This is a genomic window from uncultured Amaricoccus sp. (assembly GCF_937891315.1).
Classification (GTDB): Bacteria; Pseudomonadota; Alphaproteobacteria; order Rhodobacterales; family Rhodobacteraceae; genus Amaricoccus.
The window spans coordinates 18461-40634 of record NZ_CALAGI010000115.1; the positions used below are offsets into that span (position 1 = coordinate 18461).

A 22174-nucleotide genomic window follows, 5' to 3' on the forward strand; every position below is an offset into this window, starting at 1 on the left:
GGGGAACCGCGAAAACGCCGTCGCGTCAGGCGTGGGCGAGTGGCGCCGCCTGCCACTCGGAAAGCGACGGGAGGTGCCGGGCGAAGGCCTCGCGCACCACTCCGCGCCGCGGCCCGCGTGCGATCACCACCACCCGCGTCCCGGGCGGGCCGGTCCAGCGGTCGAGCCGGCTCGGCGGATGCAGCACATGCTGGACGGCGTGCAGGATGACTGGCCGCTCCGGCTCCTCGTCAAGGCAGGCGATCGCCTTCAACCGCAGGAGATCCGGGCCCAGTTCCTCGCGCAGGCCGTCGATCACGTCCTGCAGATCCCAGGCATTCACCGGCGCCGCGCCGAGATAGCAGAAGGCGCTGATGTCGTCGCCATGCCGGTTCGGGTCGTGCGCGTGACGATGCCCGTCGTGCCCGTGAGAGTGCCCGTCGTCTCGCTCGAACCGCAGCCAGTCCCGCGCCTCCGGTGCCTTCAGCGCCGGGTCGAAGGCGGCGAGCCCGAAGACCTCGCCGGGACCGGCCGCCCGCGCGTCCATCACCGCCGCGTTCGGATTCATCGTCCGCAGCCGGGCGCGGAGTTCGGCGTCCTCGGGCGCGAGATCGGTCTTCGAGACCAGCAGGAGGTCGGCCACCCCGACCTGCGCCCGCGCCTCGGCGAAGCGGTCGAGCGTCGCCGCTCCGGTCGCGGCGTCCACCACCGTTACCACGCCGTTCAGCGCGTAGCGCGCGATGACGAGATCGCTGGTCATCAGCGCGTTCAGCACCGGTCCCGGATCGGCGAGGCCAGTCGTCTCGATCACCAGCCGGGAAAACGCCGGTCCCTTGCCGGTCGCCGCTTCCTCGGCCAGCCGCAGCAGGGTCAGTCGGACATCCCCCGCCACCGTGCAGCAGAGGCAGCCCGAGGTCGTGGCGAAGGCGGCGCCGTCCGCCTGCTCGACGAGGTCGCCGTCGATGCCAATCGCGCCGAACTCGTTGACGATCACCGCCGTGTCGGCAAAGCGCGGATCGGCCAGCAGCCGGTTGAGCAGGCTGGTCTTGCCGGCACCGAGAAACCCGGTCAGCACGGTGACCGGAACGCGCGGAAAGTCCGCCTGGGTGGTGTCTTCGCTCACCGATATTCCTCCGAACGGGGGGCGCGCCGCCTTGCCCGGCATACTACTCCGGCTTCGGCGCGAGGCAATCGGCGAGGCTCTCGGCGAGGCCGCGCATCAGCGCGGGATAGAGATCCGGCCCCGGGGTCAGCGCGATGCCCTCGGGATCGAGTGTCCCGGCGCGCACGGCGCTGCCCTCGATCACCGTCTCGATCAGCTTGGGATCGAACGACGGCTCGGCGAAGGCGCAGACCACGCCCTCGGCGCCGATCCGGGCGCGCAGATCGGCGATCCGCGCCGCGCCCGGCGCCTCGCCGTCGGTCAGCGCGAGGCTGCCGGCGGCGGGCAGGTCGAAGCGCTTCTCGAAATACTGATAGGCGTCGTGAAAGACGAGAAACGGCTTGCCCCGCGCCGGTGCCAGCCGGGAGGAAATCTCGTCCGACAGCGCCGTGGTCTCGGCGCCGAAAGCGGCGGCGTTCGCCTCGTAGACCGCCGCGTGCTCCGGATCGGCCTCGGTCAATGTCGCCGCGACCGCTTGCGCGAAGGCGGCGGCGTTCGCGGGATCGAGCCAGACATGCCCGTCCATGCCGTCGAGGCCATGCGCCCCCTCATGCCCCTCGGGACGCGCTGCCTCTTCGGGGCCCTCGCCCTCGTGGTGATCCGGTTCGAACGGCCCGCCGTCCCGCGCCGGCAGCAGCGTCACCCCCGGCGCCTCGTCCAGCATCAGCACCTTCGCCCGGCCGGCGAGCGCGTCGATTGGCCCGTCCATCCAGGGCGTCATGTTCGGTCCGACCCAGACCACCACGTCCGCGCCGTCGATCAGCGCCGCGTCGGAGGGGCGCAGCGCATAGTCGTGCGGCGAGGTGCCGGCGCGCAGGATCAGCCCTGGCGCGTCGACGCCCTCCATCACCCGGGCGACGATCGAATGGACGGGCGCGATATCGACGGCGACCCGCGGCGCGGCGAGCCCCGCGCCAGCGCCGATCAGCGCGGCGAAGAAGGCGAGGGTGCCCGGCACGATCGGGCGGCGGAGGATCGGCGGCATGTCCTGTTCCTTCGAAGAGCGTCGGCCGCCGCGGGCGCGATTGATGCCGGCCGCGGCGGGCGCGATTGATGTCGGCCGCGGCGGGCGCGATTGATGTCGGCCGCGGCGGGCGCGATTGATATTGTGGCCTGTGGGGCGCCTCGGTATGGTGCCGGTTCGATGTTGCAAGAACTGTTATAAAGTAACAATCATGCCGTCAAGCGCGGACCCGTCCCAGACCGAGCCGGAGGCCTTCCGTCCACATGACCATGGCGCCTGCCGCGGTCAGGCGATGGCAGCGGTGGCGACGGCCTGCGCCGCGCGGCGCCTGCGGCTCACCCCGGCGCGGAACTTCGTGCTCGAGACCCTGCTCGAATCTCACCGCGCGCTGACCGCCTACGAACTGCTCGACCGGCTGGCCGCCGCCGGGCTCGGCAGCCAGCCGCCGGTGGTCTATCGCGCGCTTGATTTCCTGATCGAGAACGGCTTTGCCCACCGGATCGAGCGACTCGGCGCCTTCGTCGGTTGCGTGCATGGCGGCGCCGAGCACAACGCCGCCTTCGTTGTCTGCCGCGCCTGCCGGATGGTGGCCGAGACCAACCTGCCACGCAGCATGCGCGGCCTTGTCGACGAGGCCGCGGTCGCCGGCTTCGCGGTCGAGAAGATCGTGGTCGAGGCCGAAGGCCTTTGCGCCCGCTGCCGCGAGGCCGCCGCGTGACCCCCGGCGCGACGCTGATCGAGACCCGGGGCCTCGGCGTCGCACTCGGTGGGACTCGCATCCTGCGCGACGTGAACATCACGCTGCGCGCCGGCGAGATCGTGACGCTGGTCGGCCCCAACGGGTCCGGCAAGAGCACCCTGCTGCGCCTGCTGGTCGGCGCGCTGCGCCCGACCGAAGGCGCGGTGATCCGGGCGCCCGGCCTCGCCTTCGGCTATGTGCCGCAGCGGCTGGCGATCGACCATACCATGCCGCTGACCGTCGCCCGCTTTCTCGACTTCGCCGGCGGCGCGCCGCGGGCGCGGGCCGGCGCGCTGGAGCGGGTCGGCATCCCCGGTCTCGCCGGCGCGCAGATGATCGACCTCTCGGGCGGCCAGTTCCAGCGGGCAATGCTCGCCCAGGCCCTGCTGCGCCGACCGGATATGCTGGTGCTCGACGAGGCGGCGCAGGGGCTCGACCAGCCCGGCGTCGCCCGTTTCTACCGGCTGATCGAGGAACTCCGCTCCGAACTCGGTTGCGCGGTGCTGATGGTCAGCCACGACCTGCATGTGGTGATGGCGGCCTCGGACCGGGTGATCTGTCTCAACGGTCATGTCTGCTGCGAGGGCACGCCGACCGTCGTCTCCGCCGCCCCGGCCTATCGCGCGCTCTTCGGCCACGGCACCGGCGGCACGCTGGCGCTCTATCGCCACGACCACGATCACAGCCACCCGCGGCAAGACCCGCCGGCTTCCTGTCAGGATCACGATCACACCCACGACCATTCACATGGCCATCCGGAGCCGCGGGCGTGACACCGCTCGACAGCTTCCTCGTCCGGGCGGCGCTGGCCGGGATCGGGGTCGCGCTGGCCGCCGGGCCGCTCGGCTGCTTCGTGGTCTGGCGGCGCATGGCCTATTTCGGCGACGCCACCGCCCATGCCGCGTTGCTCGGGGTGACATTGGCGCTGGCGCTGCGGCTGCCGATCGTGCTCGGCGTGACGGCGACGGCGCTCGCCATGGCACTGACCGTGTCGCTCGCCTCGGGCCGGGCCTACGCGGTCGATACCATGCTCGGCGTCGCCTCCCACGCCGCGCTGGCAACCGGCCTCGTGGCATTGTCGCTGCTTCATGGTGTGCGGGTCGATCTGTCGGCCTATCTCTTCGGCGACATCCTCGCCGTGACGCGCGTCGACCTCGCCGTGATCTATTGCGGCGCGCTCCTCGTGACGGCGCTCGTCGCCTGGCGCTGGCGGCGCCTGCTCCTGGCCACGCTGAACGAGGATTTCGCCGCCGCTTCCGGTGTCGAGCCGCGGACCGAGCGGTTGATCCTGACACTGGCGCTCGCCCTGCTGGTGGCGGTCTCGCTGAAGGTGGTCGGCGCGCTGCTCATCACCGCGATGCTGATCGTCCCGGCCGCCGCCGCCCGCGGCTTTGCCCGCACGCCCGAGGCGATGGCGGTCATCGCCGTCGCGATCGGCGCGGTGTCGACCCTGCTCGGCCTCGGCGGTTCCTGGACCCTCGACACGCCGACCGGCCCCTCGATCGTCGTCGCCGCCGTCCTCTGCCTCGTCGCCGGCACGCTCTTCTCAAGCCTCCGCGCGGCCGAGCGCCGCTGATGCGCCGATCTCAGGTTTCGGGCGCCGGATCGGCCTCCGCCCTGTTGGCCGGGGTTTCGAGGTCGTCCTCGAGATATTGCTCGAGATCGACGAGATCCTCCGGCAGCGGCAGGCCCATCGCCCGCATCTCGGTCAGCTTCTCGCGCAGGCTTTCCTGCAGCTGATGCGAATCGTCGGGGTTCTTCGCGATCTCGTCGAGCAGCATCGCAATCCCCAAGCGGAAATCCTCGAAAGCCATGCAATCCTCCCGGTTTCCCAGCGCCACGCGCCATGCGACAGTAGCCCACCCGGCGCGCCGCTTCTTGATCTAGCGCATTGGCGCCGCGCGCGCACGAGCGCAGTAGGGACGCAGTAAAGGGCGCATGCGCCCCCGCAGGCAATGGAGACTTCCCATGTCCTTCAAGACCGTGTTCTTCACGATCGGAACCGACCAGGACACCGCCGATCTCGACCGCGTCGCCGCCGTCTGCGGCGAACTTAGCGCGCATCTGACCGTGCTCGTGCTCGGCGTCGCCGCTCCGCCGCCGGCCTCGCCCTACGGCGTTATTTCCAACGACGTCTGGGCCGGCGAGATCGACCAGGGCCAGGACGCGGCGCGCGCCAAGGCCGCCGAAGTGACCGACATCCTCGAGAAATCCGGCATCTCCTTCGAAGTCAATCCGCAGTTCGTCGACCGCGCCACGGTGACGACGCTCGCCGCCCGCTTCGCGCGCTATGCCGACATCACCTTCGTCGCGCCGCACGCGGCGCGGGCCGAGACGCAGCAGGACTGGGTGATGAACGGCGCCCTTTTCGAGTCGGGCCGGCCTGTGCTGCTTCTGCCCGGGACGCCGTTCGTGTTCCCGCCAAAGGGCCGGGTCGTGCTCGCGTGGGACGCCAGCGTCGAGGCCTCGAAGGCGGTGCGCGACTCGATCGACCTCCTGGCGCGGGCGGCGTCGGTCGATGCCGTGCTGATCGACCCGGTGCCGTCCTTCGACGGCCACGGGCCGGAGCCGGGGGCCGACCTGGCCGCCTATCTCGCCCGGCATGGCGTTGTCACCACCATTCACCGCCTGCCGCGCGAGGGGCAGGAGGTCGGAGATATCCTGCGGCGGACGGCGACCGATCTCGGGGCCGATCTGATCGTGATGGGCGGCTTCGGCCATTCCCGCTTGCGCCAGCGCTTCTTCGGCGGGACCACGTCGACCATGATGAAGCAGGTGACGATCCCGGTGCTGATGGCGCATTGAGCGGGCCGGCCGGGGCCCACCCGCCGCCGTATCACGCCGCGACGATGTTGTGCGCGGGGCCGTAGGGGAAGCCGGTGATGTTCTCCGCCCGGTCCTCGTGGATCACCAGAATGTCGTGCTCGCGATAGCCGCCGGCGCCCGGTGTGCCGAGCGGCACGGTCAGCATCGGCTCCATCGAGATCACCATGCCGGGCTCCAGCACCGTGTCGATATCCTCGCGCAGTTCCAGCCCCGCCTCGCGCCCGTAATAGTGCGACAGGATGCCGAAGGAATGGCCATAGCCGAAGCTGCGATAGCGCAGCAGGTCGCGTTCGGCGAAGAGGGCGTTGATCTCGGCCACGATGTCGCGGCATCGCGCGCCCGGCACCAGCAGCCGCAGGCCGAGTTCATGCGCCGCGACATTCGCTTCCCACAAGGCGAGGCTCGCCGCGTCGGGCTCGCCGAGAAACAGCGTCCGTTCCAGCGCGGTGTAATAGCCGGAGATCATCGGAAAGCAGTTGAGGCTGAGGATATCGCCGGCCTCCAGCCGCCGCGTGGTCACCGGGTTATGCGCCCCGTCGGTATTCAGTCCCGACTGGAACCAGACCCATGTGTCGCGCAATTCGCTGTCGGCATGCGCCTCGGCGATCGCCAGTTCCATCGCATCGCGCCCGGCCATTGCCACGTCGATCTCGCGCGCGCCCGGCCGGATCGCGTCGCGGATCGCCGCGCCGCCGAGATCGGCGATCCGCGCGCCGTCGCGGATCAGCGCGATCTCGGCCGGCGACTTCACCATCCGTTGCCGCATCGCGGCCGGGGCGATATCGACCACCGCCGCCGGGGCGAGGAACGCCTCCAGCGCCGCCCGGCCGGCGAGGGTCAGATGGTCGCCCTCGATCCCGAGCCGCCGGCCGGTCCCGGTCAGCGAGGCGACCGCGCGCCAGTAATTGTCGCGCTGCCAGTCGGTATAGGTCAGGCTCTCGCCATGACAGCGCCGCCCGGGCTGGCCGCCATCGATATTGGCACTGACCGTCACCGCCCGGTCCTGAGTCACCACCAGCGCATAGGGCCGCCCGAAGGAGCAGTAGAGGAACCCGCCGTAATAGGCGACGCAGTGCATCGAGGTCAGCACGGCGGCGTCGAGCCCCAGCTCGGCCAGCGTGTGACGCAGGCCGGCCAGCCGCGCCTCGTATTCCTCGGCGGCGAAGGGCAGCGGCGCGGGCGCGCCATTGGGAAAGGCGAAGAACGCGGGACGGGTCATGGCGAAGTCTTTCGCGGGGGCCGGAGACGCGGGAACGCCCCGCTCCGGCGGGCAATCCCGGCGTACAGGACGGTGCGGACGGCGGCGAAGCGCGCCGGCCCGGGTCGAGGAACCAAGGCCCCTCTCGGCGACGCCATCGCCGAACCCGCGCCCTTCATCGCCGGACCCAGCGCCCCGGTCGCGCCGCTTTGCGCCATGGGGCGGCGAAAAACGACCAAGCTCAATCGCGATGAAGTGCGTTCGGCCTTAGGACTACGCTATATTGCGGTGTCGGTAGGAAGCCAAAAATTCGGACGTTGGCAATCCAGCCTGCTTCTCCGTCGGATCTGCGAATCCGATTGTACGTGATGCGATGCATATCGTCGGTCACTGCCTCGGGCATCTCCGCCCCCAAAAAAAGTGAGCTATCACCTTTTCCTTCAATGATAAACTGGGAGACAAGATGATCTCGAATTGACGAGTCAACAACTCTTATAGCTTCACACAGGGCAATTTTTGCAATGCAACGCTCTAAATCGGTCGGATTGAACCTAGTCCACCCATCCTCAAAACGTGGAGGAAGCGGAGCCACAAAATCATTTAGAGCAATGGAAGCGAGGGAGCGCACGCCATGCTTTGCGCCAAGTGGCTCCCCTCGAAGGACTCTTGGTGAGTAGTTTGGAAATGCCAAGTGGAGCGCTATAACGCCATGTGTGAGCGGCGCCTCCGCCTCATCGCCGGTTATCCGGTCGGTGCCACGCCGGTTTCCCCGCCACCTACCTGCTTTCTTCGATTTCCGCGTAGGGAACTCAAGATATTCGCGAACTTGACCGAAGGTATCTCGCAACAGCCGCTGCTCGACTCGTTGCGTTTCTATAGCGCAGCCGGAGCAAGTTGCTTTTCGTAGCTTCGCAATCCCAAACAAAGAGTACGGTATACTGTGTTCGTCAGTCAGTCCATCTGATCTTCCGCAATATATACATTCTCCTATAAGGGGAGAAGATGTAGACTGCCGAATAAATATCGTACCGTCACCAGGTATCTGCCTGCCGAGAGCGGCTCTTATATGCACCTTTGGTAGTGGCTTGGACATTCAAGGACTATAGGTGGTCGCGTTGGAAAGGGCCAGCGGACTTCGTCGCGACCCAATCGCAATACAGGCGGGCCTTTGCGGGCTTCCTTACCCCTCCCCCCGCGCCCGCAATCTCCGCTCCAGCCCGCGCAATGCCAGCGACAGCCCCACCGTCATCACCAGATAGAGGAACGCCACCACGTTGTAGGTCTCGAAGAAGCGGAAGGAGCCGGCGGCGTAGATCTTGCCGAGTTGGGTGATGTCGGCGACGCCGAGGACCGAGACGAGGGCGCTGTCCTTGATCAGGGCGATGAAGTCGTTGCCGAGCGGCGGCAGGATGGTGCGGATCGCCTGCGGGAAGACCACCAGACGGAAGCGGTGCCAGCCGTTGAGGCCCAGCGCCTTCGACGCCTCGATCTGGCCCGCATCGACCGACTGGATACCGGCGCGGAATACCTCGGCGATGAAGGCGGAATAGCCGATGGTCAGCGCGAGGATCGCCCGCCACATCAGCGACAGATCCCGCGTCGCCACCTGCCCGAGGCCGAGCGGCGCGGCCAGCGCGTTCCAGCCGGCGACCAGCGCCGGCGCGCCGACGAAGGCGATATAGAACAGCAGCACCAGGATCGGCACGCCGCGCACGATCTCGATATAGAACCGCGCCGCCTGCCGCGCCACGACCGAGCGCGACAATACGCAGACCGCGAGCGCGAGGCCGAGCGCCGAGGCGAGGGTGAAGGCCGCCGCGGTGACGAAGATGGTGACGCCGATGCCCTGCGACACGGTGGCGAGGATCCGGGCATAGGTCTCGTCGGTCACCATCAGCCAGAGCAGCGCGGCGGCGATCAGGCCGGCGGCGGCCAGCCACCAGGGAAATTCGCCCCGGACGGGCGGGGGCGACCCCAAGGCGCCGGCCTACTGGCCCGCCTTGTAGTCGAGGAACCATTTGGTGTTCAGCTTGTCGAGCGTGCCGTCGGCCTTCATCTCGGCGATCGCTTCGTTGACCGGTGCGACGAGATCCGAGCCCTTGGGGAAGATGAAGCCGAAATCCTCGGCGCCCATGGCCTCGCCGGTGAGCTTGAAGACGCCCGGATTGGCGTCGACATAGCCCTTGCCGCCGGTGCTGTCGGTGAGGACGAGATCGACGTCGCCGGCGCGGAGCGCCTGCGCCGAGGCGCCGAAGGTCTCGAAGAGCTTGATCCGGGGGTTGGCCTCGTTGCCGTCGAGCAGGTCGTAGACCGCGACATAGAAGGGCGTTGTCCCGGCCTGGGCGCCGATCAGCAGGTCGTCCGGCCCGGCGATGAAGCTCGCCTCGTCGGTGAAGCGGGTCTCGTCGGCGCGCACCAGCATGAAGGTCTCCGAGCGCATGTAGGGGTCGGAGAAATCCACCTGCTCGGCCCGGTCGTCGCGGATGGTGATGCCGGTCATGCCGATGTCGTACTGGCCCTCCGAGACGGCGGGGATCATCGCGTCCCAGCTCGAATTGGCGTAAGCGAGCTTGAAGTTCAGCCGCCGCGCGATGTCGGCCATCGCATCATATTCCCAGCCGATCGCCTCGCCGGTGCCGGGCGCCACGAATTGGAGCGGCGGATAGGCGTTCTCGGTCACCACCACCACCTCGCGGCCCGCGAGATCGGGCAGGTCGGCGAAAGCGGGCAGCGGCAGGAGCGCGAGGAGGGCGATCAGCAGGGGGCGCATGGGCGTGGCCTTGGGCGGAGGGGAGGGACGCGGCCGACAATGGGACAGCCCGCCGGGCAGGGCAAGCCCGCGAACGGGTCCGGGACGAATGCCGGCCAAATGCGACCACCCCCGCGGGTCCGCGCGGGGCGGGCCGCTTCGGCGAAACAGGCTTTATGTCGCGCTGATTTGCGACTATCTGGTGACGATGAAGAAGACGAAGCCGCTTGCCTTCTCGGTGCATCTGCTGACCGGCTCCGGCGCCGCGCTGGCTCTTCTGGCGCTCGTCTCCGCGACCCAGGGAGCCTGGCCCGCGATGTACGGCTGGTTGCTCGCCGCCTTCATCGTCGATGGCATCGACGGCCCGCTGGCGCGCAAGGTCGATACCAAGAACAATGCCAGCAACTGGGACGGGGCGACGCTCGATCTCGTCATCGACTATCTCAACTATGTCTTCATCCCGGCCTATGCGCTCATCTATTCCGACCTGCTGCCGAGCCCGCTTGGCCTGATCGCCGCGCTCCTGATCGCGCTGACCGGCGTCGTCTATTTCGCCGACGTGCGGATGAAGGCGCCGGACAATTGCTTCGTCGGATTTCCGGCGGCCTGGCAGATGCTTGTGCTGGTGCTTCTCGTCTTCACCCCGCCGGTCTGGGCGACGATGGCAATCGTGGTGATCCTCGCGGTGGCGCAGTTCACGCCGCTGAAATTCATCCATCCGGTACGGACCGATCGCTGGCGCGCGGTGAACCTGCCGGTGCTGCTGCTCTGGGGGATGTTCGCCGCCTGGTCGGCCTGGACGCATTTCGACCCGCCCTCGGCCGTGCGGCTCGGCCTGTTGCTGACCAGCGTCTGGCTGCTCTTCGTCGGCATGGTCATGCAGGCGCTGCCGACGCGGGAAAAGGTCGTCAGCGCCGAGTAGGGCCGGGGGCGCGTCGTGGCAGTCGAATCACCCAGCGTGCTCGATCCATTGGTCGCCGAGATCCGGGCCTGCCGGATCTGCGCCCCGCGCTTCGCCGCGACCCGGACCGCCCATGCGCCGCGTCCCGTGCCCTGGCTGTCGGCCGTGGCGCCGATCCTCGCCGCGGGTCAGGCGCCGGGCGCCAGGGTCCATGCGGGCGGCCTGCCCTTCGACGATGCGTCGGGCGACCGGCTGCGCGACTGGATGGGCGTCGACCGCGCCTGCTTCTACGATCGCGCGCGGTTCGGCGTGCTGCCGATGGCCTTCTGCTTTCCGGGCTACGACGCCAAGGGCTCCGACCTGCCGCCGCCACCGATCTGCGCCACGACCTGGCGCGCCCGGGCGCTGGAGGCGATGCCCGGGGTCCGGCTCGTGCTGCTGATCGGCGGCCACGCGCAGCGCTGGCATCTCGGCGCGGCCGCGCGGGCCGGAGTGACGGCGACGGTGGCGAACTGGCGCGCCTTCGGGCCGGGGATCCTGCCGCTCCCGCATCCTTCCTGGCGCAACACGGGCTGGCTGCGGCGGAACCCGTGGTTCGCCGAGGAGTTGCTGCCCGAATTGCGGGGGCGGGTTTCCAGCCTGCTCGCCGGGGTCTAGAACTGCGCAGGAACGGAGTCCGACGCGGCGAAGCCCGATCGCCCAGGGCTTTGAACCTGCGCGATTTCCTGACCATCAGGCGATTCCGCCTGATGGGGAACCGCTCCAGCGACGAGGAGGCGACCATGGGTTACGTCGACGGCTATCTGATCGCGGTCCCGACCGGCAAGCGTGCCGAATACGAGGCGCTGGCCCGCGACGCCGCCGCGGTGTTCAAGGAACACGGCGCGCTCGAAGTGGTGGAATGCTGGGGCGAGGATGTGCCGGAGGGGAAGCTCACGTCCTTTCCCCTGGCGGTGAAGCTCGAACCGGGCGAGACCGTGGTCTTCTCCTGGGTGCTCTATCCGTCGCGCGCGGCGCGGGACGCGGCCAATGTGAAGGTGATGGAGGATCCGCGGATGAAGGCGATCGACCCCGCCAGCATGCCGTTCGACGCAAAGCGCATGATCTTCGGCGGCTTCGACGTGCTGGTCCGGGCCTGAGCGTGGCGGTGGCGGAAACCCCGATCGACGCCGCCTTCCGCGCGCAGGCGGCCGATCCGGACAGCGAGGCGGCGCGCCTGCGCTTTCACGAACGGCTGCTCGACGCGGAGCTTCTGCTGCTGCTCGAGGAAGAGCCGGAAGGCGAGAGCCTGCGCCCCCGTGTCTTCGAGCTCGACGAGGGGCGGTTCGTGCTCGCCTTCGATCGCGACGACCGGCTCGCGGCCTTCTTCGAGGCACCGATGCCGTTCGCCGCTTTGTCGGGGCGGCGGCTGGTCGAGTTGCTGGCGCGGCGTGGGCTCGGCCTGGGACTGAACCTCGGCGAGGCGCCATCGGCGACGCTGTTGCCCGCCGGGGCGATCGACTGGATGGCCGACCTCGCCGCCGCCGCGGCGCCCGAACCCGCCGCGCCGCCGCGCGAGATCTCGGCGCCGCGGGTGGAGCCCGGGCTGATCGCCGCGCTCGATCCGAAGCTCGCGGCCATGGCTCCGGTGATCGGCGCGGCCTATCTGGTGACCGCGCGGTTCGACGCCGGCGAGGAGCGGCCGATGCTCGCCCTGGTCGGCGTGCCGGAGGCGGCCCGTGTTGGCGTCGCGGCGGCTCTGGCCGAAGCCGCCCGCTTCGGCGGCCTCGCAGCGGGCCTCGACGTCGCCTTCCCCGAAGACGGCGCCGCGGTGCTTGACCCGATCCGCCGCCTCGGCCTGGAATTCGAGCTTCCCCGCCCGGAACCGGTCACGCCAGTGACCCCCGCGCCCCCCGGCTCGGACCCGAACCGCCCGCCGATCCTGCGCTGATCCTGCCGGCGCTCAGTATCCGTGCGCGCGGTCGACGACATGGAGCAGGGGCAGGCCCGCCTCGCCGCGGCGGATGTTCTCGGCGATGGCTTGCGAGGCGGTGTCCGGCCGGGTCTCCGCCGCGACGTGCGGTGTTACCGTCACGCGGGGATGTGCCCAGTAGGCATGGCCGGGCGGCAGCGGCTCCTGGCGGAAGACGTCCAGCGTCGCATGGGCGAGGTGGCCCGCGTCGAGGGCGGACAGCAGCGCGTCGTCGTCGATCAGCGTGCCGCGGCCGGCGTTGATCAGGCGCGCGCCGCGGGGCAGCAGGGCGAGATGCCCCGCGTCCAGCAGGTTCTCGGTGTCCGGCGTCGCCGGCAGCAGGCAGACGAGGATCTCGGACCGGGAGAGCAGCGTCGCGAGGCCGTCGGCGCCGGAATGGGTCGCAAAGTCGCCCGGGGCGCGCGGCCGGCGGCTCCAGCCTTGCACCGCGAAACCGAAGCCGGCGAGCGCCTCCGCCACCGCCGTCCCGAGCACGCCGAGGCCGAGCAACCCGACTCCGCGGTGCGTCGCGAGCGGCGGGACGACGGCGTTGCGCCAGACCCCGTCCTGGCCGGCGAGATGCGCGTCGATCCCGAGGTGATAGCGCAGGACATGGCCTGTCACCCATTCCACCATGCCCCGCGTCAGGCTCTCGTCCACCATGCGGCAGAGCGGAACGCGCAAGGTGGCGTCGCCCGCGATGCGCTCGACCCCGGCCCAGAGGCTGAGCACCGCCTTGAGGTTGGCAAAGCGGGTGAAATCCGTCACCGGGCCGCCGGGCCGATAGATGAGATAGTCGAACCCCGTCGGCTCCGCCGGATCGTCGGTCAGCGCGACCTCGAGTCCGCGGTCGGCGCAGGCGCGGAGCAACGGCTCGCGATAGAGCGGCCACCATTCCGGCGGCGCGGAGAACAGCAGCCGCGCCATCAGTCCCGCGCCCGCGGGCGGTGGACATGCGCGCTCTGGGCGAGGCCGAACGCCGCCATCAGCACCAGCATCGCCGAGCCGCCATAGGAGACGAGGGGCAGGGGCACACCGACCACCGGCATCAGCCCCATCACCATGCCCATGTTCACCGCGAAGAAGAAGAAGAAGGTCGCGCCGACGCCGCCGGTCAGGAGCGCGCCGAACCGGTCGCGGTTCGAGACCGCGCTCGACACGCAGAACACCACGACCAGCGTGAACAGGATGAGGAGCGCGATCGAGCCCATGAAGCCGAATTCCTCGGCGAGCGTGGTGAAGATGAAATCGGTGTGCTTCTCCGGCAGGAAGTTCAGCCGGCTTTGGGTGCCCTGCATGTAGCCCCGACCGGCGAGTCCGCCCGAGCCGAGCGCGATCTGCGCCTGGGTGATGTGATAGCCGGTGCCGAGCGGGTCCTTCGACGGGTCGAGGAAGGTGTCGATCCGGTTGAACTGATAATCGCGCAGCAGCTGCCAGTCGGTGCCGCGTGATTCCAGGACCACCGTCACCAGCCCGACCGCCGCCGCGATCGCCGCGCCGAAATACCAGAGGCTGACGCCGGCGAGGAACATCACCGCGCCGCCGCCGGCGAGCAGCATGATCGAGGTGCCGAGGTCGGGCTGGGTCAGCACGAGCGCGACCGGCGCCAGGATCAGGACCAGCGGCGGGACCACCCAGAGCGGCCGCGACACCTTGGCCGGATCGAGCCAGGAATAATAGGCCGCGAGCAGCATCACGAGCGCGATCTTCATCATCTCGGACGGCTGCAGGACCATGAAGCCGAGATTGATCCAGCGCTGCGCGCCCATGCCGACATGCCCGGCAAGCTCGACATAGAGCAGGAGCAGGAACGAGACGACATAGGCCAGCGGCGACATTGCCTTCCAGAAGCGGATGTCGATCATGGCGATCACGAACATCACGCAGAGGCCGAGGGCGAAACGCATCATCTGCGGCCGCGCCCAGGGGTCGAGCGCGCCGCCGGCGACCGAAAAGAGCATGAGAAACCCGGCGCCCGCCACCGCGCAGAGCACGAGGATCAGCGGCCAGTTCAGCGCGGCGACCTTGGCGAGGCCGCGCGGCATGCCCCGACCGGGCGCGTCGCCGAGAATCATGCCCGGTTCCGCCGCTGGCCGGGGGGCAGAGGCACCGGCGGCGCCGCTTCGGCGGCGGGCATCCTGGCGCGCTCGTCCTCGATCTTGCCGCGCTGCTCCGGTGGATAGGCGCTGAGCGGCGGCAGGCCGCCATAGACGGCGTAGAGCAGGATGTCGCGCGCGATCGGCGCCGCGACGGCCGAGCCGCCGCCGCCATGCTCGACGATCTGGGCGATGGCATAGCGCGGATTGTCGGCGGGCGCGTAGGCGATGAACAAGGCATGGTCGCGCCGGCCCCAGGGCAGCTGCTCGTTCTTGGTGACGCCGGCCGCGCGCTCGGCGGCGGTGATGACGCGCACCTGGCTGGTGCCGGTCTTGCCGGCCATCAGCGGCTCGGCCGAGCGCGAGCGATAGGCGGTGCCCTCGTTCGACACCGCGAACATCCCGCCCTGTACCGCGCGCAGATGTGCCGGATCGAGGCCGAGCGACTTCCGGGGCGCGACCGGGATCTCGACGCCACCCACCGCCTTGACGATGCGCGGCACCACCTCGACGCCGGTGGCGACGCGCGAGGCCATGACCGCGAGTTGCAGCGGCGAGGCGAGGGTGAAGCCCTGGCCGATGCCGTAGTTGAAGCTGTCGCCGGTGGTCCAGGACTCGCCCCGGTTCGCCTTCTTCCAGGCGCTGTCGGGCATCAGCCCCTCGGCCACGGCGGGCAGCGGCAGGTCGTGCCGGTAGCCGAGGCCGAGCCGGTGCGCCATTTCCGAGATCGCATCCGCTCCGGTCCGGCGCGCGACCTCGTAGTAGTAGCAGTCGCAGGACTGGGAGAGGCTCTTGCGCAGGTCGACCGATCCGTGGCCGCCGTGCTTCCAGCAATGGAAGCGCCGGTTGCCAAGGCTGGTAAAGCCCGGGCAATGCACGCTGTCGCCGGGGCGAAGGGTTCCCGCCGTCAGTCCGGCGAGGGCGACCACCGGCTTGAAGGTCGAGCCGGGCGGATAGGCGCCGGTCACCGCCTTGGCCGCCAGCGGGCGGTATTCGTCATGCAGCAGCGCGTTCCAGTCGCGCCCGCCGATGCCGAAGACGAAGAGGTTCGGATCGAATCCCGGCGAGGAGGCGAGGGCGACGATGTCGCCGTTGGAGACATCGATCACCACCGACGCCGCGCTTTCGCCGGCCATGCGCCGCATGGCGTAGGTCTGCAGGTTCTCGTCGAGGGTGAGGGTAAGGTCGCCACCGGCGGTGCCTTCGACCCGGCCGAGCTCGCGCATCACCCGGCCGGCGGCGCTGACCTCGATCTTGAGCGTCCCGGCGTGGCCGCGCAGGTCGGCCTCCATCCGCTGTTCGATCCCGGTCTTGCCGATCTGGAATCGCGGAATCTGCAGGAGAGGATCGGGGCTTTCGAGCTTGGCCAGGTCGCTTTCCGAGACCGGGCCGACATAGCCGACGATATGCCCGGTATCGCCGCCGTGCGGATAGTAGCGGCTGAGCCCGACCTCGGTCAGCACGCCGGGCAGGATCGGGGTATTGGCCGAGACGCGCACAAGGTCGTCCCAGACCAGATGCTCGGCGACGACGACGGGGACGAAGGCGCTGCGGCCCTCCATCTCGCGCAGCGCCTTTTCGCGGGCCTCGGGCGGCAGGTCGATGATCTCGGCGAGACGGGCGAGCACGGCGGCGGGGTCCTTGGCCTGCTCGCGGACCATGGTGACGCGGTAGTTCTGGCGATTGACGGCCAGCGGCGCGCCATTGCGGTCGTAGATGATGCCGCGCGCCGGCGGGATCAGCCGCAGGTTGATGCGGTTTTCGTCCGCGAGCATGGCGAAATGCTCGTTCTGCTCGATCTGAAGATCGCGCATCCGCCAGCCGAGCACGCCGACGACGCCGAGCTGGATGCCGAGCAGCATGAGGCCGCGGCGGGTGATCCGGGGCGGCGGGGCGTTCGGCCCGGGTTTCACGACAGGCGTCCGAGGCGGGTGCCGACCGGCGTCGCGCGAGGCGCGGCGAAACCGAGGCAGAGGATGAGGAGCAGCGCGACGAAGGGATAGATCGCCACCGTCGCCGCGATATGCCAGCCGAGCGGCGCGAGACCCGGCGCATCGGCGAAGCTGACACGCAAGACAAGGGTCTCGACGGCGAGCATGGCGACGAAGAGCACCATCGCTGCGATCCATTCGAGGACGAAGGGCACGCCGCGCAAGAGGCCGGCGCGGCCGCGGATGATCTCGGAGGCGAGCACGAGACCGAGCGCGCCGAGGCCGATCGGCCGGCTCAGCAGGAAGTCGGCGAGCAGGCCGAGGCCGAGGACGACGGCGAGTGGCGCGCTCGCAGGGCGGCGGAGCACCCAGGCGATGACGAGGCAATAGAGAATGTCGGGCACCGGCGCGCCACTGCCCGGCGAAAACGGCAGGAGGGCGGCGTAGATCGCGACGATCCCGAGCAACGGCAGGGCGATCCGTTCGGTCAGGGGGGCGAGGCGGGAGGCGCTCATCGGGTGGCTCCGGCGCTGTCGCCGGCGGCGACGGGAGTGCCTTCCGGCGCGGGCTGGACCGGGCCGATCAACTCGCCCGGTCCGATGACCGGCGCGGGCGGCGGATTGCGCAGCACGCGGACGAATTCCAGGCGGCGGTTGTCGGCTGCGAGGCGTACGCGCTGGCGGCCGTCGGCCGCGACGACGATCTGGCCGATCAGCAGGTCCGGCGGATAGAGCCCGCCGTCGCCCGAGGAGACGACGCGGTCGCCGGGGCTGAGCTCATCGGCCTGGTCAAGGAATTCGACGGTGGGCGCGAGGCTGTTGTCGCCCGCGACCAGCGCCCGCTGACCGGAGGGCAGGACCGAGGCCGGCACGCGACTCGATCCGTCGTTGAGCAGGATGACGCGGGCGGAACGTTCGCCGACGCCCGCGACGCGCCCGACGAGGCCGAGCCCATCGACCACCGCCGAGCCGTCCGTGACCCCGTCCGCGCGCCCGACATTCACCATCACCGAGCGGCGAAAGGGCGAACCCGAATCCGACAGCACCTCGGCGGTGACGAAGGTCATCCGCGGGCTCAGCCGGACGTTGTTGAGGGCGAGCAGGCGGGCGTTCTTCTGTTCGAGCTGCAGCGCCGCCTCGCGCCACCCCTGCATCCGCTGCAACTCGCGGCGCAGCTCCTCGTTCTGTTCATAGACCCGGGAATAGGCGCGCAGATCGGCGACCATGTGGGTGGCGCCGGCGATCGGGCGCAGCGTCCAGTCGAAGCTCGGCACCAGCCGGTCGACGAGGCTCATGCGCAAGGCCTCGACCCGCGCGTTGTCGATCCGCCAGACCAGGAACACGGCGAGCAGCAGGACGCAGGCCACGCCGAGCAGGACCCGGCGAACGCCGCTCAGATAGTCGGGTGAGGAGCCGTTCTGAAACGCCACGCTCGTGCCTATGCCTCAGGTTGGCCGCCGCTGGGGCGACCCGGTCCCGGACCGGTCTCGCGCCGCCCTCAGGTACCGAAGTCTATCACATGGGAGAGCTGGGTTTCAAATTCCAGCGACTTGCCGGTGCCGAGTGCCACGCAATTCAGCGAATCCTCGGCCACCGTGATCGACAGCCCCGTCTGCTCGCGCAGCGCGAGGTCGAGATCGCCGAGCAGGGCGCCGCCGCCGGTCAGGATCACGCCCCGGTCCACGATGTCGGCGGCGAGATCGGGCGGGGTCTGTTCCAGCGCCACCATCACCGCCTCGACGATGGTCTGCACCGTCTCGGCCAGCGCCTCGGCGATCTGGCCCTGGCTGACCTCCATCTCCTTCGGCACGCCGTTCAGGAGATCGCGCCCGCGCACGTCCATCCGCGCGCCGCGGCCGTCCTCGGGCATGCGCGCTGTGCCGATCGTCGTCTTGATCCGCTCCGCCGTCGCCTCGCCGACCAGAAGGTTGTGCTGGCGCCGAAGATAGGCGATCACCGCCTCGTCCATCCGGTCGCCGCCGACCCGTACCGAGCGGGCATAGACCACGTCGCCGAGCGACAGCACCGCCACCTCGGTGGTGCCGCCGCCGATATCGACCACCATGTTGCCGGTCGGCTCGGTGATCGGCATGCCGGCGCCGATGGCCGCCGCGATCGGTTCCGCGATCAGCCCGGCCTTGCGGGCGCCGGCGGCCATCATGCTCTCGCGGATCGCGCGTTTCTCGACCGGGGTCGCGCCATGCGGCACGCAGCAGATGATCTTCGGCTTCGCCCAGTTGCCGCGGCGATGCACCTTGCGGATGAAGAACTTGATCATTTCCTCGGCGACGTCGAAATCGGCGATGACGCCGTCGCGCATCGGCCGGACCGCCTGGATCGAGCCCGGCGTGCGGCCGAGCATCAGCTTGGCTTCCTCGCCGACCGCCAGCACCCGCTTCTTGCCGTCCTTGATCGAATAGGCGACGACCGAGGGCTCGTTCAGGACGATGCCCTTGCCCTTCACATAGATCAGCGTGTTGGCCGTCCCGAGGTCAATCGCCATGTCGGACGAGAAAAGTCCGCTCAATCCGCCAAACATCGCATCTCGCCCTTCAAACACTCGACCCGGCTGTTCTTGAGCTCGCCGCGCCCGGACCTCGGCGCCGTTATGGCCCGCGAAGCGACCATGGTAAAGGGAGGGAGAGGGGATTCCGGCGGCAAAGCTCAACTTTTAGTTGAAGTGTTGTTTTCCCGCACACAGAACGGGCGGCGCGGCGCGTCAGGGCCGTCGCGCGAGGGCGAGAAGCGCTGCTTCGTCCATGTCGGGATGGGCGCGGAACTCGACGAGATCGGCCCAGAAGCGGTCGAGCATGGTCAGAAGCCGCGCCTGTCCCGAATCCGTCAGCTCGCGCCGCAGCAGCGCATAGGCGTCCTCGGCCTCCGCCGGGTCGATCTCGGTCGAGAGCGTGGCAAGGCCGCCGCGGAAGGAGAGCAGATAGGTCCGCCCGACCCGGCGCAGTTCCTCGAGGTCCGAAGCGAGGCGGTTCAGCGCCTCGGTGCGCTGGCGCCGTTCCTCGCCCTGCGACACCTGCAGCAGGTCGGTCGCGACGCTGAGGTTGGTCCGCATCTGGTCGATCGCGGCGGCATTGGTGGTCAGCGTCTCGACGAAGACCGCGCCGCTCAGCAGTGTCGATTTCGCCGCCTCGCGCAGCGCGGTGCGCGCTTCGTCGCGGGCGCGGCGGAATTCGAGCTGCGCTTCGGTCAGCGCCTGGCGCCGGCGCGGATCGGTTTCCTCGTCGATCAGCGCGGTCAGTTCGGCCATCGGGTCGGCGCCGCCGCTCGCCACGCTGTTCGCAAGCGCGATCCAGCGCCGCCGAATCTCGGTCAGCCGCGCGTCGGAGGATGCGACCTGGGTGCCGAGTACCAGCCGCAGGCCGAAGGTATCGACCGCCTGCGCATGACCGTCGCTGGAGCGGAAGGGCGGATATTCCGTGCGGGCGGCGCTGTAGATCTGATCGTCGGTCGAGAGCACCGAGCCGCCGCGGGTGACGACGCCCCCGGTCTGCCCATGCGGCCGGCCGACGGCGTTCAGCCGAAACGGCTCCAGCATCAGCTCCTCGGCATTGCCGTAGATGTCGTAGAGGCCGAGCGGGTTCGGCTTGCGGATCCCGACCGGCCCGAGCTTGCCGCGCGCCGAGCCGGGCGCCTGAAACAGGGCGAAGTCGCGCAGCGGCGCGTCGCCCTGGAAGCGGCGGCCGGGGAAATCGGTCGGTGCGATCCGGGTGCCGCCGCGGGCGGCGTATTCCCATTCGGTCTCGGTCGGCAGCCGCGGAAAGGCCACCGCGTCGCCGTCACGGGGCAGCGCGTCGCGGGCATCGGCGAACAGCCATTCGGAATAGCGGCGCGAGAGATCGACCGCCTCGAACCAGGAGAGGCCTCCCTTTGCGATCCGGTCCTTGCGCTCGGGTGGCGCGCAATCGCCATTCAGGGCGCGATACTGGCCCTCGGTCAGTTCGTAGCGGGCGATATAGTAGAAGGATTCATCCGCCGCCGAAAAGGAGCCGCGCAGATAGTCCGGGCGGAGATAGTCGGAATAGCCGGTCTGTTCCTGCGACTGGCCAAGGCGCAGCCGGCGGTCCGACAGCGGATCGGCGGTATCGACCGGCACCCCGACGCGCTGGAAGGCCATGGCGCCGCCGCAGGGCATCGGCAATACGAGGTCGGCCGGCGCGGTCCCGGCGCCGGGGTCGTAGAATTCCACCGGCCAACTGATCGCCGCGGTGGCCGGCACCGGTTCCTCGGCCAGCGCCGCGGAGGCGAGGGCGGAGAGGGCGAGCGCGAGGGCGGCGCGCATCAGCTCCATTCCCGCAGGACACTCGCCGGATCGAGCCGCTGGGCGGCGCGGGCGGCGAAGAGCGCGGCGGCGGTGACAAAGCCGAGGGTGCCGAGGCAGATCAGCGCCGCGTCGCGCCCGCCGATGACGACAAGGCGCCCCCCGTCGGCTATCCCCCCGCCAAACAGCCGCTCGGCCGCCGCCGCGGCGAGCAGAAAGGCGATGAACGACACCGCGAGTCCGGCGACCGCCGTGATGAAGCCCTGGATCAGCGGGAACAGCGAGACGAGGCGCGGCCGCAGGCCGAGCAGGCCGAGCGTTGCGATCATCCGCCGCTTGCGCGCCACCTCACCCCAGAAGCCGAAGATGAGCGAGGCGGCGAGCCCGATCCCCGCCACCGTCGCGGTCAGCGCCAGCGCGAGGTCGAGGTTGCGCCCGAGCGCCAGCGTGCTTTCGATCTCCGCGACACGCGCTTCGGTACGGAGGCCGAAGCGCTGCTCGATCCGCGCCTGAAGCGGGGCGACGGTCTCGAGCGAGCCGGCGAAGACCCGCATCCCCTCGAAGCTCGGGCTGCGCTCGGACAGCGGCTTGCCGGCGGTGATGCCGTGGTCGGGCAGGGCGTAGGAATCGTAGAACGCCTCGATCAGGTCCAACTTGCCGATATCGGCGAGGACGACGCGCCCGGACAGCCGTTCCGCCGGAGCGACGAGGCGCACGGTCGCGGTCAGACGCAGCTGGCGCGGCCGGTCGTCCGCCTGGGTGACGAGCTCGACTTCCGAACCGACGGCGAGGCGCAGCTGGTCCGCGAGCGCCGCGCTGATCGCCACGTCCTCGGGGCCGAAGGCCGCGCCGCCGAGGATCGGGTCGCCGGTTCCGGTCGGTTCCAGCACCGCCTCGCGCTTCTCGCGGCCGCCGACGGCGCGGATGTTCACATAGTCGAAGAGCGCGCGGGTCTTCAGCGTGGCGAAGGCGGTCTGGGGCCAGCCGCGCACCTCGGCGATATCGGCCTCGCCGAAGGCGCTGTTGCCGGCGGTGTCGATCTGCATGGTCGCGGGATTGTCGAGGAGCCGGCCGATCAGCGCCTGATAGACGCCGTTCTTGACCCCGAACAGCACGAGCAGCGGCACCAGCACGCCGGCCAGGACCGCGACATTGCAGATGAGATGCACCCGGTCGCGCAGCAGGTCGCGCAGCGCGAGCCAGATGACGAGCCTCATGCCGCCCGCCGCGCGCCGGGGGTGAGCGCGCTGACGATGGCGCCGGGGTTTTCCACGCGCGCCTCGAGGCGGTAGCGGGTGACGGGAAAGCGGTCGAGCAGGTCGGTGTCATGCGACGACAGGATCACCGCCGCGCCGCCCTCGCGCCCGGCCTCGAACAAAAGGCCCATGGCCTCGGCGGCGTTTTCG

22 protein-coding genes and 1 pseudogene are annotated in these 22174 nt (G+C 69.7%); 8 read left to right on the plus strand and 15 right to left on the minus strand.

Annotated features, from left to right (window positions below):
• Window positions 1–25: 25 nt before the first annotated feature.
• Together Q0480_RS10705 and Q0480_RS10710 are read right to left on the minus strand one after the other, a co-directional pair.
• A complete protein-coding gene (locus Q0480_RS10705) occupies window positions 26–1102 on the minus strand; it encodes a GTP-binding protein (protein ID WP_299132752.1) in 1077 nt (358 codons plus the stop codon).
• A gap of 43 nt (window positions 1103–1145) precedes the next feature.
• Complete coding sequence (locus tag Q0480_RS10710; RefSeq protein WP_299132753.1) at window positions 1146–2126, minus strand: zinc ABC transporter substrate-binding protein; 981 nt, start codon at window positions 2124–2126, stop codon at window positions 1146–1148.
• 190 nt (window positions 2127–2316) lie between these two features.
• On the opposite strand from Q0480_RS10710, the gene Q0480_RS10715 reads away from it, so the two are divergent.
• The 3 genes from Q0480_RS10715 to Q0480_RS10725 are packed head-to-tail and all read left to right on the plus strand — an operon-like array spanning window position 2317 to window position 4420.
• A complete protein-coding gene (locus Q0480_RS10715) occupies window positions 2317–2823 on the plus strand; it encodes a transcriptional repressor (RefSeq protein WP_299132756.1) in 507 nt (168 codons plus the stop codon).
• Window positions 2820–3617, plus strand: a complete 798-nt coding sequence (locus Q0480_RS10720) for a metal ABC transporter ATP-binding protein (RefSeq protein WP_299132759.1) — start codon at window positions 2820–2822, stop codon at window positions 3615–3617. The genes Q0480_RS10715 and Q0480_RS10720 overlap by 4 nt, the downstream gene beginning before the upstream one ends.
• Window positions 3614–4420, plus strand: coding sequence for an iron chelate uptake ABC transporter family permease subunit (locus Q0480_RS10725; RefSeq protein ID WP_299132761.1), 807 nt, complete (start codon window positions 3614–3616; stop codon window positions 4418–4420). The genes Q0480_RS10720 and Q0480_RS10725 overlap by 4 nt, the downstream gene beginning before the upstream one ends.
• Window positions 4421–4430: 10 nt before the next feature.
• Here Q0480_RS10725 and Q0480_RS10730 read toward each other — a convergent pair whose 3' ends face one another.
• Window positions 4431–4658, minus strand: a complete 228-nt coding sequence (locus Q0480_RS10730; protein WP_299132764.1) for a hypothetical protein — start codon at window positions 4656–4658, stop codon at window positions 4431–4433.
• A 154-nt stretch (window positions 4659–4812) separates the two neighbouring features.
• On the opposite strand from Q0480_RS10730, the gene Q0480_RS10735 reads away from it, so the two are divergent.
• On the plus strand, window positions 4813–5649 hold the full coding sequence (locus tag Q0480_RS10735; protein ID WP_299132767.1) for a universal stress protein: 837 nt from the start codon (window positions 4813–4815) through the stop codon (window positions 5647–5649).
• 31 nt (window positions 5650–5680) lie between these two features.
• Here the strand turns inward: Q0480_RS10735 and Q0480_RS10740 are convergent, their stop codons facing one another.
• The 3 genes from Q0480_RS10740 to Q0480_RS10750 all read right to left on the minus strand — a co-directional run bounded on the left by Q0480_RS10740 (window position 5681) and on the right by Q0480_RS10750 (window position 9638).
• Window positions 5681–6889: an aminopeptidase P family protein gene (locus tag Q0480_RS10740; RefSeq protein ID WP_299132770.1), complete on the minus strand. Its 1209-nt coding sequence runs from the start codon at window positions 6887–6889 to the stop codon at window positions 5681–5683.
• 1159 nt (window positions 6890–8048) lie between these two features.
• Window positions 8049–8846, minus strand: a complete 798-nt coding sequence (locus Q0480_RS10745; protein WP_299132773.1) for an amino acid ABC transporter permease — start codon at window positions 8844–8846, stop codon at window positions 8049–8051.
• 9 nt (window positions 8847–8855) lie between these two features.
• Window positions 8856–9638, minus strand: a complete 783-nt coding sequence (locus Q0480_RS10750) for a transporter substrate-binding domain-containing protein (RefSeq protein ID WP_299132775.1) — start codon at window positions 9636–9638, stop codon at window positions 8856–8858.
• Window positions 9639–9825: 187 nt separating this feature from the next.
• Between Q0480_RS10750 and Q0480_RS10755 the strand changes: the two genes are divergently transcribed.
• The 4 genes from Q0480_RS10755 to Q0480_RS10770 all read left to right on the plus strand — a co-directional run bounded on the left by Q0480_RS10755 (window position 9826) and on the right by Q0480_RS10770 (window position 12448).
• On the plus strand, window positions 9826–10539 hold the full coding sequence (locus Q0480_RS10755; protein WP_299132789.1) for a CDP-alcohol phosphatidyltransferase family protein: 714 nt from the start codon (window positions 9826–9828) through the stop codon (window positions 10537–10539).
• Window positions 10540–10554: 15 nt separating this feature from the next.
• On the plus strand, window positions 10555–11175 hold the full coding sequence (locus Q0480_RS10760) for a uracil-DNA glycosylase family protein (RefSeq protein WP_299132776.1): 621 nt from the start codon (window positions 10555–10557) through the stop codon (window positions 11173–11175).
• A gap of 125 nt (window positions 11176–11300) precedes the next feature.
• Window positions 11301–11657 (plus strand): DUF1428 domain-containing protein, encoded by a 357-nt coding sequence (locus tag Q0480_RS10765; RefSeq protein ID WP_366940845.1) that lies wholly within the window; start codon window positions 11301–11303, stop codon window positions 11655–11657.
• Between the two features lie 8 nt (window positions 11658–11665).
• A complete protein-coding gene (locus tag Q0480_RS10770; protein ID WP_299132779.1) occupies window positions 11666–12448 on the plus strand; it encodes an SseB family protein in 783 nt (260 codons plus the stop codon).
• A gap of 12 nt (window positions 12449–12460) precedes the next feature.
• On the opposite strand, the gene Q0480_RS10775 is transcribed toward Q0480_RS10770, so the two are convergent.
• The 9 genes and pseudogenes from Q0480_RS10775 to Q0480_RS10815 form a co-directional block, all read right to left on the minus strand.
• A complete protein-coding gene (locus Q0480_RS10775; protein WP_299132780.1) occupies window positions 12461–13396 on the minus strand; it encodes a glyoxylate/hydroxypyruvate reductase A in 936 nt (311 codons plus the stop codon).
• Entirely contained in the window at window positions 13396–14544 is a 1149-nt protein-coding gene (gene rodA / locus Q0480_RS10780; protein ID WP_299132781.1) for a rod shape-determining protein RodA, read from the minus strand. The genes Q0480_RS10775 and rodA overlap by 1 nt, the downstream gene beginning before the upstream one ends.
• Window positions 14541–16478, minus strand: coding sequence for a penicillin-binding protein 2 (gene mrdA / locus Q0480_RS10785; RefSeq protein WP_366940844.1), 1938 nt, complete (start codon window positions 16476–16478; stop codon window positions 14541–14543). Before mrdA ends, rodA begins: the two co-directional genes overlap by 4 nt.
• Window positions 16475–17011, minus strand: coding sequence for a hypothetical protein (locus Q0480_RS10790; RefSeq protein WP_299132782.1), 537 nt, complete (start codon window positions 17009–17011; stop codon window positions 16475–16477). Before Q0480_RS10790 ends, mrdA begins: the two co-directional genes overlap by 4 nt.
• Complete coding sequence (mreC, locus tag Q0480_RS10795) at window positions 17008–17925, minus strand: rod shape-determining protein MreC (RefSeq protein ID WP_299132783.1); 918 nt, start codon at window positions 17923–17925, stop codon at window positions 17008–17010. Before mreC ends, Q0480_RS10790 begins: the two co-directional genes overlap by 4 nt.
• Before the next feature lie 68 nt (window positions 17926–17993).
• Complete coding sequence (locus Q0480_RS10800) at window positions 17994–19034, minus strand: rod shape-determining protein (protein ID WP_299132784.1); 1041 nt, start codon at window positions 19032–19034, stop codon at window positions 17994–17996.
• 180 nt (window positions 19035–19214) lie between these two features.
• Entirely contained in the window at window positions 19215–20789 is a 1575-nt protein-coding gene (locus Q0480_RS10805; protein ID WP_299132786.1) for an SUMF1/EgtB/PvdO family nonheme iron enzyme, read from the minus strand.
• Entirely contained in the window at window positions 20789–21985 is a 1197-nt protein-coding gene (locus Q0480_RS10810; RefSeq protein ID WP_299132788.1) for an ABC transporter permease, read from the minus strand. Before Q0480_RS10810 ends, Q0480_RS10805 begins: the two co-directional genes overlap by 1 nt.
• Window positions 21982–22174 (minus strand): annotated as a pseudogene (locus Q0480_RS10815) (ABC transporter); the annotation flags it as partial. The pseudogene Q0480_RS10815 and the gene Q0480_RS10810, both read right to left, overlap by 4 nt.

Coding starts and splice junctions, on each gene's coding strand:
- Q0480_RS10775 (WP_299132780.1), bottom strand. CDS start 13,396: ATGGCGCGGCTGCTGTTCTCCGCGCCGCCGGAATGGTGGCCGCTCTAT.
- Q0480_RS10810 (WP_299132788.1), bottom strand. CDS start 21,985: ATGAGGCTCGTCATCTGGCTCGCGCTGCGCGACCTGCTGCGCGACCGG.
- Q0480_RS10805 (WP_299132786.1), bottom strand. CDS start 20,789: ATGCGCGCCGCCCTCGCGCTCGCCCTCTCCGCCCTCGCCTCCGCGGCG.
- Q0480_RS10730 (WP_299132764.1), bottom strand. CDS start 4,658: ATGGCTTTCGAGGATTTCCGCTTGGGGATTGCGATGCTGCTCGACGAG.
- Q0480_RS10755 (WP_299132789.1), top strand. CDS start 9,826: ATGAAGAAGACGAAGCCGCTTGCCTTCTCGGTGCATCTGCTGACCGGC.
- rodA (WP_299132781.1), bottom strand. CDS start 14,544: ATGATTCTCGGCGACGCGCCCGGTCGGGGCATGCCGCGCGGCCTCGCC.
- Q0480_RS10765 (WP_366940845.1), top strand. CDS start 11,301: ATGGGTTACGTCGACGGCTATCTGATCGCGGTCCCGACCGGCAAGCGT.
- Q0480_RS10710 (WP_299132753.1), bottom strand. CDS start 2,126: ATGCCGCCGATCCTCCGCCGCCCGATCGTGCCGGGCACCCTCGCCTTC.
- Q0480_RS10750 (WP_299132775.1), bottom strand. CDS start 9,638: ATGCGCCCCCTGCTGATCGCCCTCCTCGCGCTCCTGCCGCTGCCCGCT.
- Q0480_RS10740 (WP_299132770.1), bottom strand. CDS start 6,889: ATGACCCGTCCCGCGTTCTTCGCCTTTCCCAATGGCGCGCCCGCGCCG.
- Q0480_RS10715 (WP_299132756.1), top strand. CDS start 2,317: ATGCCGTCAAGCGCGGACCCGTCCCAGACCGAGCCGGAGGCCTTCCGT.
- Q0480_RS10790 (WP_299132782.1), bottom strand. CDS start 17,011: ATGAGCGCCTCCCGCCTCGCCCCCCTGACCGAACGGATCGCCCTGCCG.
- Q0480_RS10800 (WP_299132784.1), bottom strand. CDS start 19,034: ATGTTTGGCGGATTGAGCGGACTTTTCTCGTCCGACATGGCGATTGAC.
- Q0480_RS10735 (WP_299132767.1), top strand. CDS start 4,813: ATGTCCTTCAAGACCGTGTTCTTCACGATCGGAACCGACCAGGACACC.